Annotated in this window: 12 protein-coding genes, 4 tRNA genes and 1 pseudogene; 6 read left to right on the forward strand and 11 right to left on the reverse strand. The window is 64.1% G+C overall.

Annotation, left to right across the window (positions count from 1 at the left end; all coding sequences use genetic code 11):
- The 3 genes from P0Y58_21945 to P0Y58_21955 are packed head-to-tail and all read right to left on the reverse strand — an operon-like array spanning position 1 to position 2,746.
- A complete protein-coding gene (locus P0Y58_21945) occupies positions 1–888 on the reverse strand; it encodes a rhomboid family intramembrane serine protease (GenBank protein WEK29543.1) in 888 nt (295 codons plus the stop codon).
- Entirely contained in the window at positions 885–1,856 is a 972-nt protein-coding gene (locus P0Y58_21950; protein ID WEK29544.1) for a metallophosphoesterase, read from the reverse strand. Before P0Y58_21950 ends, P0Y58_21945 begins: the two co-directional genes overlap by 4 nt.
- On the reverse strand, positions 1,856–2,746 hold the full coding sequence (locus tag P0Y58_21955) for an NAD(+) kinase (GenBank protein WEK29545.1): 891 nt from the start codon (positions 2,744–2,746) through the stop codon (positions 1,856–1,858). The genes P0Y58_21950 and P0Y58_21955 overlap by 1 nt, the downstream gene beginning before the upstream one ends.
- A 43-nt stretch (positions 2,747–2,789) precedes the next feature.
- On the opposite strand from P0Y58_21955, the gene P0Y58_21960 reads away from it, so the two are divergent.
- Positions 2,790–3,767, forward strand: coding sequence for a DUF1853 family protein (locus tag P0Y58_21960; protein ID WEK29546.1), 978 nt, complete (start codon positions 2,790–2,792; stop codon positions 3,765–3,767).
- Positions 3,768–3,990: 223 nt separating this feature from the next.
- Positions 3,991–4,536, forward strand: coding sequence for a cytochrome b (locus P0Y58_21965; protein ID WEK29547.1), 546 nt, complete (start codon positions 3,991–3,993; stop codon positions 4,534–4,536).
- Here the strand turns inward: P0Y58_21965 and P0Y58_21970 are convergent.
- On the reverse strand, positions 4,527–5,420 hold the full coding sequence (locus tag P0Y58_21970; GenBank protein WEK29548.1) for a pyridoxal-phosphate dependent enzyme: 894 nt from the start codon (positions 5,418–5,420) through the stop codon (positions 4,527–4,529). The genes P0Y58_21965 and P0Y58_21970 overlap by 10 nt on opposite strands.
- Before the next feature lie 151 nt (positions 5,421–5,571).
- Positions 5,572–7,608: an NADPH-dependent 2,4-dienoyl-CoA reductase gene (locus P0Y58_21975; GenBank protein WEK33378.1), complete on the reverse strand. Its 2,037-nt coding sequence runs from the start codon at positions 7,606–7,608 to the stop codon at positions 5,572–5,574.
- A gap of 192 nt (positions 7,609–7,800) precedes the next feature.
- Between P0Y58_21975 and P0Y58_21980 the strand changes: the two genes are divergently transcribed.
- Positions 7,801–8,919 carry a carbon-nitrogen hydrolase family protein gene (locus P0Y58_21980; protein WEK29549.1) on the forward strand — a complete coding sequence of 373 codons (1,119 nt, stop codon included), beginning with the start codon at positions 7,801–7,803 and terminating at the stop codon, positions 8,917–8,919.
- A gap of 4 nt (positions 8,920–8,923) precedes the next feature.
- Positions 8,924–9,964 carry an AraC family transcriptional regulator gene (locus P0Y58_21985; protein ID WEK29550.1) on the forward strand — a complete coding sequence of 347 codons (1,041 nt, stop codon included), beginning with the start codon at positions 8,924–8,926 and terminating at the stop codon, positions 9,962–9,964.
- Positions 9,965–10,245: 281 nt separating this feature from the next.
- Here the strand turns inward: P0Y58_21985 and P0Y58_21990 are convergent, their stop codons facing one another.
- Positions 10,246–10,503 carry a MerR family DNA-binding protein gene (locus tag P0Y58_21990; GenBank protein ID WEK33379.1) on the reverse strand — a complete coding sequence of 86 codons (258 nt, stop codon included), beginning with the start codon at positions 10,501–10,503 and terminating at the stop codon, positions 10,246–10,248.
- A 127-nt stretch (positions 10,504–10,630) separates the two neighbouring features.
- Between P0Y58_21990 and P0Y58_21995 the strand changes: the two are divergent.
- Both P0Y58_21995 and P0Y58_22000 read left to right on the forward strand, forming a co-directional pair.
- Positions 10,631–11,217, forward strand: a pseudogene (locus P0Y58_21995) (MFS transporter).
- 7 nt (positions 11,218–11,224) lie between these two features.
- A complete protein-coding gene (locus P0Y58_22000; GenBank protein ID WEK29551.1) occupies positions 11,225–12,478 on the forward strand; it encodes an arsenic transporter in 1,254 nt (417 codons plus the stop codon).
- Positions 12,479–12,499: 21 nt separating this feature from the next.
- Here the strand turns inward: P0Y58_22000 and P0Y58_22005 are convergent, their stop codons facing one another.
- From P0Y58_22005 to P0Y58_22025, 5 genes are all read right to left on the reverse strand, one after another.
- Entirely contained in the window at positions 12,500–13,330 is an 831-nt protein-coding gene (locus P0Y58_22005; GenBank protein ID WEK29552.1) for a DUF2242 domain-containing protein, read from the reverse strand.
- A 200-nt stretch (positions 13,331–13,530) separates the two neighbouring features.
- Positions 13,531–13,607, reverse strand: a tRNA-Asp gene (locus P0Y58_22010).
- A 141-nt stretch (positions 13,608–13,748) separates the two neighbouring features.
- A tRNA-Asp gene (locus tag P0Y58_22015) sits at positions 13,749–13,825 on the reverse strand.
- A 99-nt stretch (positions 13,826–13,924) separates the two neighbouring features.
- A tRNA-Asp gene (locus tag P0Y58_22020) sits at positions 13,925–14,001 on the reverse strand.
- A 66-nt stretch (positions 14,002–14,067) separates the two neighbouring features.
- Positions 14,068–14,143, reverse strand: a tRNA-Val gene (locus P0Y58_22025).
- Positions 14,144–14,261 lie beyond the last annotated feature (118 nt).

Consider the following 14,261-nt stretch of genomic DNA (forward strand, 5'->3'; position numbering starts at 1 on the left):
TCAAGCCGACAGTTTACGCCGGGCCAGCGCCCCACCCAAGAGCCCGGTCAGGCATCCGATGAGCAACCCGCCAACATGGGCGGCGTTGGCGATCTGGCCGAGGCCCAGGGTGCCGACCACACCGGTCAGGCACACCACCAGCCAGATAAGCATCATGACCAGCACGCCCTTGGGCAGGTTGAAGTAACGGTTGGGCGCCAGCCACTGGAATAGCCAGATGTGGCCGAGCAAGCCGTACAGCACGCCGGACAGGCCGCCGAACAGGCTCGGCCCGCTGGTGTAGTGCTGGGCCAGGTTGGACACCACGCTGAACAGCAGGGTCAGGCCCAGCAGCATCCAAGGGCCCTGGCGCAGTTCGATGCGTTTGCCCAGTTCCCAGTACCAGAGGCTGTTCATGGCCAGGTGCAGTACACCGAAGTGCAGCAGCATCGGCGAGACCAGGCGCCACCACTGGCCTGCGTCCAGGGTTTGCGCCAGCGAGTTGAAGTACAGGTAGTCGCCCTGAACGCGGAAGTCGAGGAAGGTGAACCAGCTGATGGTGGTGAAGTTGTCGCCCAGGCTGGTCAGGCCGGCGACGATGAAGCACGCCAGCAGGGTCAGGGTGGTGATTTTGCAGGCTTTGGCCTGTTCTGTCAGGGAGGGCTGTGTTGGGGCATTCGCGGGCATGCCCGCTCCCACAGGGGCATCAGTTGCCTGGATGTCGGCGTTACCTTCGGGAAAGCGTTGGTAGAGCTCGCGGACATCTTCGACGAGGGTGTCGGGCGCCCAGAGCACCTGGGCGTCGCCGTCCTCGCTGACCCGGTGCGGCACCTGCAGGCGCTGCAGCAGGTGGACGAAGCCGCTGAGGTCGACCGACAGCGGGAGGCGCATCACTTCGATAATGTTCATTGGTTGGCCTGTGGGCGGTCGACGTCGACCCAGACGAACTTGTGCGGGTCGATGCGGGTTTCATCATCCAGCCGGTAAGCGACCATTTTGCCGTAGAGCACGGCGCTGTAGTCCAGGCAGGCCAGGTTGGGGCGGATAGGCGCGGGGTGGCCGCTGCGCCAGTAATGGCCAACGAACAGTAATGGCTCGTCCTCGGCGTAACGCAGCAAGGCATTTTTCTGGCTATGGCTGAGCGGCGCGCTGGCCACCTCTTCGGGCAGGGCATCGGGTTGGAACACGATGTCGCCGTAGGTTTGCGGGTCTTCTTCCCAGAACTTGGTGCGGAAGAAGGCGCGGGTCAGGCCGTCACCGCCGGTGAGGGTCAGGCCGTCCGGCAGGCGCATGTCGGTACCACGCAACAGGCGGTTGCACACTGTGTCGGCAAAACTGCCGCTTACCGCCGAGGCCTGGATGAAGTGTTCATCAATGCGTGCATCGGGGTATTGCTGGCGCAGCGGCTCGATCAACCGTGGGTCCCAGCAGGCGTGCACCAGGCGGAAACGCCCGGCGTCGATCAACAGCGGCAGCTGGTAGAACCAGTTGACGAAGTCGTGCCAGTCGCCAGGGTGGTGGGCGAACTGAGTCAGGGTTTCGTCGATCAGCCGGGCATGGCGTGGCGTGTGCTCGCGCACATAGGCCTTACCGCTGCCGGGCAGCGCCGGGGTCACCCAGCCGAGGGCGTTGTATTCGTGGTTGCCCATGATGCAGAACGCCTGGCCGGCCTCGACCATGTCATGGACGATGTGCAGCGCCTCGCGAATGCGTGGCCCGCGGTCAACGATATCGCCCAGGAACAGTGCCATGCGCCGCGGGTGGCGCCACACGCCGGCCACACGCTTGTAACCGAGGGCGTCGAGCAGGCGTTCAAGGGTCAGTGCACAGCCGTGCACGTCACCGATGATGTCAAAACTTCGCGCCGGATCGAGCATCAGTCGTCACTGCTCCCCAATCGGCTGCCCCAACCCAGTTTGGTACGGCAGACCTCGTAGTAATTGTGGTCCAGCGGGTGGATCAGGCGCAGCTTCTGCGGCTTCTTGCTCACCGTGATGGTGTCGCCAGGGGCGCAGGTGAAGTGGTTCTGGCCGTCACAGGACACCTGCGGGTAGATCTGCAGGTCCTTGGACACCACGATCTTCAGCTCGCTGTTGCCGTCGACCACGATCGGCCGGCCCGACAAGGTGTGCGGGTACATCGGCACGATAACGATGGCGTCGAGTTTGGGGTGCATGATCGGGCCGCCGGCCGACAGCGCGTAGGCGGTGGAACCGGTGGGGGTGGCGACGATCAGGCCGTCGGCCTTCTGGCTGCAGACGAACTGGCCGTCGATGTAGATCTCGAACTCGATCATGCGCGTGGACTTGCCCGGGTGCAGCACCACGTCGTTCAGCGCATCACCCTGGCCGATGGCTTCGTGGTGGCGACGCACCTCGGCCTGCAACAGGAAGCGGTTTTCCACCAGGTAGTGGCCGTCGAGCACTTCGGCAACCTTCTCTTCCAGTTCGTCGGGGCGAATGTCGGTGAGAAAGCCCAGGTTGCCACGGTTGATGCCCAGCACGGGGATATTGTGCCGGGCCAGGGCGCGGGCGGCGCCCAGCAGGCTGCCGTCGCCGCCGACCACGATGACCAGGTCGCAGACCTCGCCCAACAGCTTGCGGGTGGAGGTTTGCAGGCCGTGCCCGGGCAGCACTTCGGCAATGGTGTCCTCGAGAATCACATGCAAGTGCCGTTCGAGGAGGAATTTTTTCAGTCGGCGAATGGTGTCGAGCACCTGCGAGCTGCCAAGGCGACCGATGATACCGATATTGCGAAATTGCTCCATGGGGCTCCTGCGGGGCTCTGCGACGGGTGACGATGGACCGATTATGGGCGAAACCACCGGGCAGCGGCAAACCGGCTATGCTCGCTGGATGATGCCATTCGCCCTGCTCAACGACCTGCCTCGGCAGCTACGCCGCCCCGCCGTGCGCGACCTGGCCTGGGCCTTGCTGTCGCCGCCCCTGCTCAGCGCCCCGCCCTGCCCCCAGCGCCACCCGCTGACAGGCAGCCTCTGGGCGCAGCAGCCACAGCACCTGGAGCAGTGGTTGAGGGCGCTGGATGGCAACGACCAGCCGTTGCGCGACTGGCTGGCGAAACTGGGCAGCCGACGCCTGGGGCACTACTACGAATGCCTGTGGCAATTTGCCCTGAGCCAGGCGCCCGGCATCGAACTGTTGGCTGCCAACCTGGCAATTCGTGACGCTGGGCGCACCCTGGGCGAACTGGACGTAGTGCTGCGCGACCGCGACGGTGTGCACCACCTGGAACTGGCGATCAAGTTGTACCTGGGGCCGCAGGACGCCGCGCACGACCCGCATGCCTGGCTGGGCCCAGGGTGCCATGACCGGCTGGGGAGCAAACTTGCGCATCTGAAGGGGCACCAGTTGCCAATGTCCAACGGGGCACACAGCCGCGAGGTGCTGGCCCGGCTGGGCATTGAACAGGTGCAGGCACACGTGTGGCTGGGGGGCTACCTGTTCTATCCGTGGCCTGGACATGCCGAGCCGCCAGCCGGCGCCAACCCGCAGCACTTGCGTGGGCGCTGGATGCGGCGGCGGGACTGGGTGATGGCTGAAGGCGAGCGCTGGCAGCCGTTGCAGCGGCATGCCTGGCTGGCGCCGGCGCGGGTTGAAGCGGATGAGTGCTGGACCGCAGAACAGTTTGCGGCGTGGCTGCATGTGCTGGAGCGGCAGGCGCCGGCGCAGTTGCTGGTGCGTCTGGAGCCTGATGCTGATGGCGCCTGGCAGGAAGTGGAGCGGGTGTTTCTGGTGGCTGATGACTGGCCGTATCTGCCCGATAATTGATGTCGCCTGTTGTGGCCTCTTCGCGGGCACGCCCGCTCCCACAGGTACTGCACAAGTTTCGGAGACTGTGCAGTACCTGTGGGAGCGGGCGTGCCCGCGAAGAGGCCGGTGCTGGCAACACAATTTTCACAGACCCAGCGCAAAGATTTGTACCCGGTAACCACTAAAGTGGTACCTGAGCGCCAGCAAGAGCGCCATTCTGACCTGATGACGAGGACCGATCATGGTTTCATCCACCCCCGCGCCCCACTACGCGCGCCTGTCCATCGCCCTGCATTGGCTGATGCTGGTGCTGCTGGCCGCTGTCTATGCGCTTATCGAACTGCGCGGCCTGTTCCCCAAGGACAGTGCCGAACGCAACCTGATGAAAGACCTGCACTTCATGCTCGGGCTCAGCGTATTCGTGCTGGTCTGGCTGCGCCTGGCTGTGCGCCTGAGCCGCCCGACCCCGCCCATCGTGCCCAAACCGCCTGCCTGGCAGACCGGCCTTGCGCACCTGATGCACCTGGCGCTGTATCTGTTAATGATCGGCATGCCGCTGGCCGGCTGGCTGATCCTCAGCGCCGCCGACAAACCTGTACCGTTCTTCGGCCTGGAGCTGCCACACCTGATCGGCCCGGACCCGGACCAGGCCAAATTCATCAAAGGCTGGCATGAACGCGTGGGCAGTTGGGGTTACTGGTTGATCGGCCTGCACGCGCTGGCCGGGCTGTATCACCACTACGTGCAGCGCGACAACACGCTGCTGCGCATGCTGCCCTACAAGTAACCGCGCCGGCCCTGCAAGCCGCCGGTGTGCACGAAGATCAGCCGGGTGCCGGGCGCAAACAGCCCGGCCTCGACCTGATCACGCAGGGCCAGCAGGGCCTTGCCGGTGTAGAGGGCTTCGAGCGGTATACCGCTGTGCTGCTCGCACTCGGCGATGAAGGCCAGCAGATCATCGTCGAATTTGCCAAAACCACCACGGCAAGCGTCGTGTAGCTGGTAGCCGTGCGCCCCGACCAACGCTGCCACTGTCTCCGGCACACCATGATCCGTGGGCACCGCCAGTGCGCCATGTACGCCATGTGCGCCCGCCTCGGCCAGCACCAAGCCGGCCAAGGTAGTACCGGTTCCAGCAGCCAGCCACCAGGCGTCGTAGCCCGACCAGCCCAGCGCGGCAATTTGCGCGCGGGCCTGCTGCATGATCAGGGCACAGCCCTGCGCACCGGCCGGCCCGCCGCCGCCCTCGGGGATGCAATGCCAGCCGGGGTAGCGTGCCTGCCAGGGCTCCCAGAATCCTGGTTCGTTGCGCGTACGGTAGCCGCCGTAGCCCAGCCAGTGCAGCTCCATGCCCAGCGCCTGCAAGTCACGCACAGTGGGTGTGTCCTGAGCGTGACCCCGCAGCAAGCCTGCAGTGGCGAAGCCGAAGCGCTTGCCGGCGGCTGCCAGGGCGTGCAGGTGGTTGGAATGGTTGCCGCCGAGGCTGATCAGGCCCGGGGCATTAGTGGCGCTGGCTTGCTGCAGGTGGTGGCGCAGCTTGAACCACTTGTTGCCGCTGATCAGCGGGTCGATCAGGTCCAGGCGCAGGATGGCGGCCTGCACTTCGGCTTGTTGCAGCCAGGGCAGGTTCAGGGGTTGCAGGGGGGCTTGGGGGAGATCGAATGCATGCATGGATCGAAGTTTACAGGGAAATCTCGGGGGCGCTTTGCGCCCCATCGCCGGCAAGCCAGCTCCCACAGGTATTTGCACAGCGCCTCAGGCCTGCGGGGACCCTGTGGGAGCTGGCTTGCCGGCGATGGGCTGCAAAGCAGCCCCGACAATCTCAGAGTTCAGCCGCCAATCTCGACCCTTGATTGATCGCCCGTTTGGCATCCAGTTCGGCCGCCACATCGGCCCCGCCAATCAGGTGCACCGACTGCCCTGCCGCCACCAGCCCGTCCTGCAACTCACGCATCGGGTCCTGCCCGGCGCAGATCACCACGTTGTCCACCGGCAACACCTGCGGCTCGCCGTCCGCCACGCGAATGTGCAAACCGGCATCGTCGATACCCAGGTACTCGACGCTGTTCAGCATCTGCACCCGCTTGTTTTTCAACCCGGTGCGGTGAATCCAGCCGGTCGTCTTGCCCAGGCCATCACCCACCTTGGACGCCTTGCGCTGCAACAGGTACACCTGCCGCGCCGGGGTATGCGGCTCGGACTTGACCCCGGCCACGCCACCGCGTGCTTCCAGCCGAGTATCGATGCCCCACTCCTTCCAGAACGCTTCACGGTCCTGGCTGGTGGCGACACCCTCGTGCACAAGGTACTCGGAAACATCGAAACCGATGCCACCCGCACCGATCACCGCGACCGCCTTGCCCACTGGTTTGCGTTCGAGTAGCACATCCAGGTAGCTGAGCACCTTGGCATGCTCGACACCAGGAATGGCCGGGGTACGCGGTGCGATGCCGGTGGCCAGGATGATCTCGTCGTAGCCGCCGCTCACCAGCGCCTCTACGTCGACACGGGTATTCAGGCGCAGGTCCACGCCGGTGCTTTTCACCTTGTTGCGGAAGTAGCGCAGGGTTTCAAAGAACTCCTCCTTGCCCGGCACTCGCTTGGCCACGTTGAACTGGCCACCGATTTCACTGGCGACGTCAAACAGGGTCACCGCGTGGCCTCGCTCGGCCGCCACCGTTGCCGCAGCCAAACCGGCCGGGCCGGCGCCGACTACCGCAATGCGCTTCACTGCCCGCACGGGCAGGTAGTTGAGCTCGGTTTCGTGGCAGGCACGCGGGTTGACCAGGCAACTGGTCAACTTACCGCCAAAGGTGTGGTCCAGGCAGGCCTGGTTGCAGCCGATGCAGGTGTTGATCTCGTCGGCACGGCCGGCCGCGGCCTTGTTGACGAAGTCCGGGTCGGCGAGGAACGGCCGGGCCATCGAAACCATGTCGGCATCGCCTTCGGCCAATACGGCTTCGGCCACTTCCGGCGTATTGATACGGTTGGTGGTGATCAACGGAATGCTCACCACGCCACGCAGCTTGGCGGTGACCTTGCTGAATGCCGCACGCGGTACCTTGGTGGCGATGGTCGGGATACGCGCTTCGTGCCAGCCGATACCGGTGTTGATAAGGGTGGCGCCTACCTGCTCGACGGCCTTGGCCAGCAGCTCGATTTCGTCCCAGGTGCTGCCGCCCTCGACCAGGTCAAGCATCGACAGGCGGAAGATGATAATGAAGTTCGGCCCTACCGCGCCGCGCACCCGGCTGACGATTTCTACCGCCAGGCGCATGCGGTTTTCATAGCTGCCGCCCCAGCGGTCGGTGCGGTGGTTGGTGTGGGCAGCGAGGAACTGGTTGATGAAGTAGCCTTCCGAACCCATGATCTCGACGCCGTCGTAACCCGCGCGCTGCGCCAGCACCGCGCAATTGACGAAGTCGGCGATCTGCTTCTCGATGCCCTCCTCGTCCAGCTCCTTGGGCTTGAACGGGTTGATCGGCGCCTGGATCGCGCTGGGTGCCACCTGCCGTGGGCTGTAGGCATAGCGCCCGGCATGCAGGATCTGCAGGCAGACCTTGCCGCCTGCGGCGTGCACCGCTTCGGTGACGATGCGGTGCTTGTCGGCCTCTTCCTCGGTGCTGAGCTTGGCTGCACCGGAATACACCCCGCCTTCATCGTTGGGCGCAATGCCGCCAGTGACCATCAGGCCGACGCCGCCCCGGGCGCGCTCGGCAAAGTACGCGGCCATGCGCTCGAAGCCGCCGGGGCGCTCTTCAAGGCCGGTGTGCATCGAGCCCATCAGGGTGCGGTTGCGCAGAGTGGTGAAGCCCAGGTCCAGCGGGGCAAGCAGGTGCGGGTAGCGGTCGGCGGCCATGGAAAAGTCCCCTGGTGGCGTGATCACGGTATGCGGGCACCTCACTGGTCGGCGGGGCCCGTCGTTTGTCTGTCAGCGACATTAAACAGCCGTTTGAATTGGCTCAATGATCGAAACTGACAACTTATTGATCCTGACGTACAGCGGGACTACCCTAGGGAACCTTCGTTTCTCAAGGCATCGTCCTGTTTCATGCGTAAACTCCTGGCAAGCGCCCTGGCGCTGGTGATGATCGCTGCCCTCTGCGGCTACGGCTTCTGGACCCAACAGCGCCCGGAAGGCCATTACCTGTCCGACCTGCGTGTCGAGCTGGCCCTCAACCATGGTGTACCGGGCGAACACGGCAACCTGCTCGGCGTCGAGCCGCTGCTGTACCCGGGGGACTACCAGAACCTGCAACGCCTGCACCGCAAGCTTGCAGCCTACCTGGAGCAGGCGCGCGCCCAGGGGCTGGTGAGCCCACGCACGGTGGTGGTGCTGCCGGAGCACATTGGTACCTGGCTGTGGGCACGCGGGGAAAAGAACGAGCTTTATCAGGTGACGCAAAGCCACGAGGCCTTGCAGTGGCTGGAACTGAGCAACCCGCTGCGCTATGGCTTGGCCATGCTGGGCGCCGACGGCGACGACAGGCGCGCTGATGCGCACCTGCGCATGAAAGCCGAGCAGATGGCTGCGGACTACCAGCAGCTGTTTGGCGGCCTGGCCAAGGAGTTCGGCGTCACTCTGGTGGCCGGCTCCATCGTGCTGCCTGCGCCCTACGTGAAACAGGGCGTGCTGCACGTCGGCAGTGGCCCGCTGTTCAACAGCAGCCTGGTGTTTGCCGGTGATGGCTCACTGCTGGGCCAACCCCAGCGCCAGCAATTCCCCGACAGTGAGATCCGCCGCTACGTCCACGATGGCCGCAAGCAACCGCTGCAAGTGATACAAACCCCTGCCGGGCGCCTGGGCGTGTTGGTGGGCAGTGACAGCTGGTACCCGGAAAACCACCAGCAACTGGCACAACAAGCGGTACAGCTGATCGCGAACCCGGTGTTCCTCAGCGGCAAGGGCAGCTGGGAAGCGCCTTGGCGGGGCAATCGCCATCAGGACGCCAGCGCCGGGCTTGCCCTGCAACGTGGCGAAGTCAGCGAACAGAGCGCATGGCAACGCCTGACCGAGGCAGCCGGAACCAGCGTCAGCAGCATGAGCGTGTTCATGCGCGGGCAGTTCTGGGAGCAGGCCAGCGACGGCCAGGGCTTTGCCCGCCAGTCGGGCGAATTGCTGGTGGGGACTCCCAGCCATGGCGCCCGCCTGCTGAACCTGTGGCTGTAGGCCCATGGCCCGCCCCCGCGTGCGCCTGGGCGACCTCTCGGTAGGCTTTGTCCAGCCGCTGACCGAGGCACTGCGCGAACTGGGGCATAACCCCGGGGCCCTGCTGAGCCGCTATGGGCTGGATGTGCCACGCCTTGCCGAGGCTGGCGCACGCTTGTCGATTCCCCGTTACATGCACTTGGGCCACGCAGCCATCGAGCTGAGCGGTGAGCCCGCACTGGGCCTGCATATGGGGCGCCTCAGCCGCCTTGCGCATGCCGGCCTGGCCGGGGTCACCGCCGCCCAGGCGCCGACCCTGGGCGAAGCGGCGCGCACCCTGCTGCGTTTCGAGCCACTGTACGCGGCCAACTACCGTGGCCATTCCAGCTTTGAGGAAGATGCCCAGGGCGCCTGGTTGCGCTTCTACTCGATCAGCCCCTACAACGCCTACAACCGTTTCGTGGTCGACTCGCTGCTCGCCGGGTGGCTGGCACAGCTTGCCGATCTGGCGGGTATGCCGGTACAGGCCGAACGCCTGGACATCGAATTTCCCGCCCCCGCCTATGCTGCGCGTTATCAGGTGCTGTGCAGTTCGACTGTACAATTTGCGGCCGAGGGCAACCAGCTGCGGCTAAACCGCACAACCCTGCAGCTGACCAACCCCAGGCATTGCCCAAGCACCTGGCAGCATCTGTTGCAGCTGTGCGAGACACAAATGCAGCAACTTACGCGGGTGCGCAGCCTGGGCGAGCGCATTACTCACCTGCTGGGCCCGCTGCTCAATGGCGGCCGTGAACCAGACCTGGAAGAAGTGGCGCTGCACCTGCAAATGCCAACCTGGACACTGCGCCGCAAGCTGGCCGAGGAAGGCACGCGCTTTCGCGACTTGCTCAATGAAACACGGCGCGACCTGGCCGAGACCTATATCCGTGATACAGAGCTGGCCTTTGGCGAGATTGCGTACTTGTTGGGGTTCGCTTCGGCCGAAGCCTTCCAGCGCGCGTTCAAACGCTGGACGGGCCTTACGCCTGGGGAGTTCCGACGCAGCCAGCGGCGGGCGAGTTAAAGCTCGGTGGCGTCGTCGGCCGGTTCCGGAGTGTCCAGTTCGTAAGCCTGGGTTTCGAGCAGTTCTTCCTGATATTCGTCCATAGCCCTGCGTCCTCTTTACTCATTTTGTCTTCGTAGGTGTCGCCTTCAAGCTAAGCAGGTGGCATGAAGGAATGATGACAAGCTTATGATCTGGCTGTGCAGCCATCGTTCAAGTAAAGACGCGATAACGCGCAGCAGCCAGCAGCGCCAGCTTGGCGCGTTCGTGTGCCAAACGGCATGTTTTACCACCGCGAGCGGTCAGGCGCCGGCGCAAATGAATTCAGGGATTGTCAGACCGGTGGCAATGGCACTGGCCACGAGCCTGGCACGCTCGCCCTCGAGAAGATCATACGTGGCTTGCAGCGCGCCGATCTTCGCCCGAATTTCCGCCATTTTGCCGGCGACCATGGCCGCGCCCTGCGCACAATCGATCGTATTACCCCGTTTGGCGGCCAGGATGTCAGCGAGCTCGGCGAGCGTGAAACCACCGCTCTGAGCACCCTGGATGAAAGCCAGGTCGGCGACTGTGCATCAGTGGCAGCCGGCGAGCATCGGCCTGGTGATGAGCCTGGCCGGTATCGCCGCCCTGGTGGCGCAAACGCCGGCAGGGGCGTTGATCGACCGCACGAAAGCCAAGCGCGCACTGCTGGTGTTTGCGGCGTGCTGTGCGCTGTTTCACCTGGCCAACGCGGCAATGCTGCCGCTGGTAAGCCAGAAACTTTCACAGGTCAACCTGCACCTGGCCACGCCGCTCACGTCTGCCTGCATCGTCGCCGCACAGCTGGTCATGGTGCCCATGGCGCTTTTGGTGGGTGCCAAGGCCGAGCAATGGGGGCGCAAGCCATTCCTGCTGGCCGGTTTTTCATACTGCCGCTACGCGGAGCGCTCTACGTGGTGTCCGACAACCCGTTCTGGCTAGTGGGGGTGCAACTGCTCGACGGCATCGGCGCGGGCATCTTCGGCGCGCTGTTCCCTATTGTGGTCAAGGACTTGACCGAAGGCACCGGCCGCTTCAATGTCAGCCTCGGCGCGCTGACAGCAGTGTTCGGGCTGGGCGCCGCGCTCAGCCCTGGCATCGCCGGGCTGGTGGTGCAGGCCGCGGGCTATGATGCTGCGTTCCTGACCCTGGCCGCCATTGCCGGGTTCGCCTTTGCGCTGGTGCTGCTGGCACTGCCGGAAACTCACTCACGTACCACGTCATTGCCGTCACCCTTACCTTCAGGAAACTGAACATCCCATGCCTCTCAGCGAAAGCACGTTGCTCATCTGGACGGTGGCCGTGCTGGCCACCTGCGGCGTCATTCTGCGCCCATGGCGTATCCCGGAATACGTATGGGCCATGGGCGGTGCATTGCTGCTCGTAAGCCTTGGCCTGATCACGCCCCGCAGGGCATTGGCTGCAGTAGCCGAGGGCAGCGATGTGTACCTGTTCCTGATCGGCATGATGGTGCTGGCCGAACTCGCCCGCCAGGAGCAGCTGTTCGACTGGCTGGCACGCTACGCGGTCCAGCATGCCCGGGGCTCTGGGCAACGGCTGTTTGATCTGGTGTTCATGGTGGGCACGCTGGTCACGGTATTCCTGTCCAACGACGCGACGGCGGTGGTGTTGACCCCAGCGGTGTATGCCGCGTGCAAGGCTGCCAAGGCAGAGCCCTTGCCCTACCTGTTCATTTGCGCCTTCATCGCCAACGCCGCCAGTTTTGTGTTGCCTATTTCCAACCCGGCCAACCTGGTGGTCTTCGGTAGCCAGATGCCGCCACTGCTGGACTGGCTGAGGCAGTTCAGCCTGCCGTCGCTGGCGGCCATCAGCCTGACCTACCTGGTACTGCGGCTGACCCAGCGCCGGCAGATCCGCCAGCCGCTGGCGCTCAACGTAGACACCCAGCCGATGACCGCCGGTGCGCGCCTGTGTGCAGTGGGCATCGTGCTCACTGGCGCCTTGCTGCTGGGCGCCTCGGCGCTGGACCGGGCGCTGGGCCTGCCCACATTCTGTGCCGGCGTTACGACCACGGCGCTGATCCACCTGCGGCAACGCCGCAGCCCGATGCCAGTGATGCGCCATGTGGCGTGGGGCGTCCTGCCTTTGGTGGCAGGCCTGTTCATACTGGTCGAAGCGGTCGCCCAGACAGGACTGATCGTACGCCTTGCCCAGGCACTGGCCGGGCTGTCTGCACAGGCGCCGGTCACCGCCAGCTGGGTTGGCGGCGTAGGCGTAGCGATTGCCAGCAACCTGATGAACAACTTGCCGGCGGGGCTGATAGCCGGGTCGATGGGTTCGCTGGTGGCCCTGCCACAGCAGACCACTGCGGCGTTGCTGATTGGTGTCGACCTGGGGCCGAACCTGTCGATTACCGGGTCATTGGCCACTCTGCTCTGGCTGGTGGCAATCCGCCGCGAGGGCGAGCATGTCAGCGCGTGGCGCTTCCTGTGCCTCGGCATGTTGGTGATGCCTCCGGCGCTGGCGGCAGCCCTGTTGGCACTATGGGCGTGAGCCGCCAGCACCGCTGACACATCAAAGCGAGGGGGACGCAGCCTCGGCTGGCTGGGCATCCTGCTGCACCTGGATCGGTGCCGCCTCAACTGGTGGCGCCACCGGCTGCGAACCCTGGCTGTCATCCACCACCGACGTCGCGGCGGCCTCACTGGCCGGAGCAGCCGCCGCAGGCTCAGGGGCGGCTTGCGCCACAGGTGCGGCTTCCGGAGCCGGAGCAGGTGCAATCGGGCTCGCAGCTGCCTGTTCAGGCAACCCCAGCTCGACCGCCGGCTTCTGGACCTTGGGCGCCTCGACCTTGGCCTTTTCTATCTTCTTAGGCTTGGGTTTTGGCAGGTAGCTCTCTACCAGGGCGAAATAGCGGTCATAGAACTGCGCTGCAGTCACCGTTTCGCTGGCCACCTTGACCATCGAGTCGTCGCTGGAGCCGATCGGCATCGATACCGAACCCAGCACCCCCACGCCCAGGCTGGCGGAGGTGTTGGACTTTTTCAGCGCATAACGGTCCTGCAGGGCGTTGGCGAACATGGTCGAGCGCTGTTCGTCGCTCACATCCGGCGCACAGGTCACGTTGAAGCTGATCTGCAGGTGGTTCTCGCTGTTCTGCTGGAAGCTCTTGTTGCCCACCACCTGGTTGGCGCCGCTGTTGGTGATGATGTAGCCCTGGCTGAGCAAGGCACGCCGGGCGGCCTCGCAAGAGCCGGCATCGCTCACCGGAAAGCTGCGCGAGAAGGTGCCCGAGTCATCGAAGTTCTCGTGTTCGTACACGGTGGTTTTTTTCGAGGAACAACCGGTCACCCCCGCCAGCACCAGGGCCAGCCCGAGCGCACCAAAGACGGAAGATCTGGTCATTGCGAATTCCGGGTAAGTCGAGAAGGTGCCTATTGTGCAACACAGCAGGCAGGCACAGGAACCACTGGTCGGTGAAGAACCTGTCAGGTTGGTGTAAATCTGGGTAAAGGCCGGGAAATCTCAGCCGCAGGAACAAAAAAAGCGACCCGAAGGTCGCTTTTTTTGTGCTTCAAGGCGTTCAAAGGGCCTTGAGGCTAAGATGGCGCAGCGGACGGGACTCGAACCCGCGACCCCCGGCGTGACAGGCCGGTATTCTAACCGACTGAACTACCGCTGCGTATCGTTCAGGCTTTCGCCCGATTGAAACCTGGGTCTACCCTTCCGGCGAATTCGCCTCAGGGCAGGCACAAAAAAAGCGATGACTAGATCGCTTCTCTTGCGTTTGTTTCAAGGTGTTCTAGGGACCTTGAAACGAAGATGGCGCAGCGGACGGGACTCGAACCCGCGACCCCCGGCGTGACAGGCCGGTATTCTAACCGACTGAACTACCGCTGCGTATCGTTCAGGCTTTCGCCCGATTGAAACTGGGATCAGCCACAGGCAATTTGCCTTGTGGCCTCAGACCGGTGCAAGGCACCCATCTGTTACATAAAATGGCGCAGCGGACGGGACTCGAACCCGCGACCCCCGGCGTGACAGGCCGGTATTCTAACCGACTGAACTACCGCTGCGCAGTGCGTTCCTCTCTGGCTGTCGGCTTCTTGCGAAACCTCAAGCGGCAGGAACATCTCAGGAAGTGGTGGGTGATGACGGGATCGAACCGCCGACCCTCTGCTTGTAAGGCAGATGCTCTCCCGGCTGAGCTAATCACCCTCGCGATGTTGCTTGTTGCGTTTGCTTCGCTGAGGCCGCGAAATTTACGCAGATGGCGAAGCTAAGTCAATAGCCCCATTGAATTTTTTTCAAAAAAGGGAAAAACAGGAAAGGGACC

This window comes from Candidatus Pseudomonas phytovorans, assembly GCA_029202525.1.
Classification (GTDB): domain Bacteria; phylum Pseudomonadota; class Gammaproteobacteria; order Pseudomonadales; family Pseudomonadaceae; genus Aquipseudomonas; species Aquipseudomonas phytovorans.

Bases quoted from the DNA above. Each gene is read 5' to 3' on its own strand.
- P0Y58_21965 (WEK29547.1), top strand. From the start codon at position 3,991: ATGGTTTCATCCACCCCCGCGCCCCACTACGCGCGCCTGTCCATCGCC.
- P0Y58_21945 (WEK29543.1), bottom strand. From the start codon at position 888: ATGAACATTATCGAAGTGATGCGCCTCCCGCTGTCGGTCGACCTCAGC.
- P0Y58_21950 (WEK29544.1), bottom strand. From the start codon at position 1,856: ATGCTCGATCCGGCGCGAAGTTTTGACATCATCGGTGACGTGCACGGC.
- P0Y58_21955 (WEK29545.1), bottom strand. From the start codon at position 2,746: ATGGAGCAATTTCGCAATATCGGTATCATCGGTCGCCTTGGCAGCTCG.
- P0Y58_22005 (WEK29552.1), bottom strand. From the start codon at position 13,330: ATGACCAGATCTTCCGTCTTTGGTGCGCTCGGGCTGGCCCTGGTGCTG.
- P0Y58_21960 (WEK29546.1), top strand. From the start codon at position 2,790: ATGGGCGAAACCACCGGGCAGCGGCAAACCGGCTATGCTCGCTGGATG.
- P0Y58_21985 (WEK29550.1), top strand. From the start codon at position 8,924: ATGGCCCGCCCCCGCGTGCGCCTGGGCGACCTCTCGGTAGGCTTTGTC.
- P0Y58_21970 (WEK29548.1), bottom strand. From the start codon at position 5,420: ATGCATGCATTCGATCTCCCCCAAGCCCCCCTGCAACCCCTGAACCTG.
- P0Y58_22000 (WEK29551.1), top strand. From the start codon at position 11,225: ATGCCTCTCAGCGAAAGCACGTTGCTCATCTGGACGGTGGCCGTGCTG.
- P0Y58_21980 (WEK29549.1), top strand. From the start codon at position 7,801: ATGCGTAAACTCCTGGCAAGCGCCCTGGCGCTGGTGATGATCGCTGCC.
- P0Y58_21975 (WEK33378.1), bottom strand. From the start codon at position 7,608: ATGGCCGCCGACCGCTACCCGCACCTGCTTGCCCCGCTGGACCTGGGC.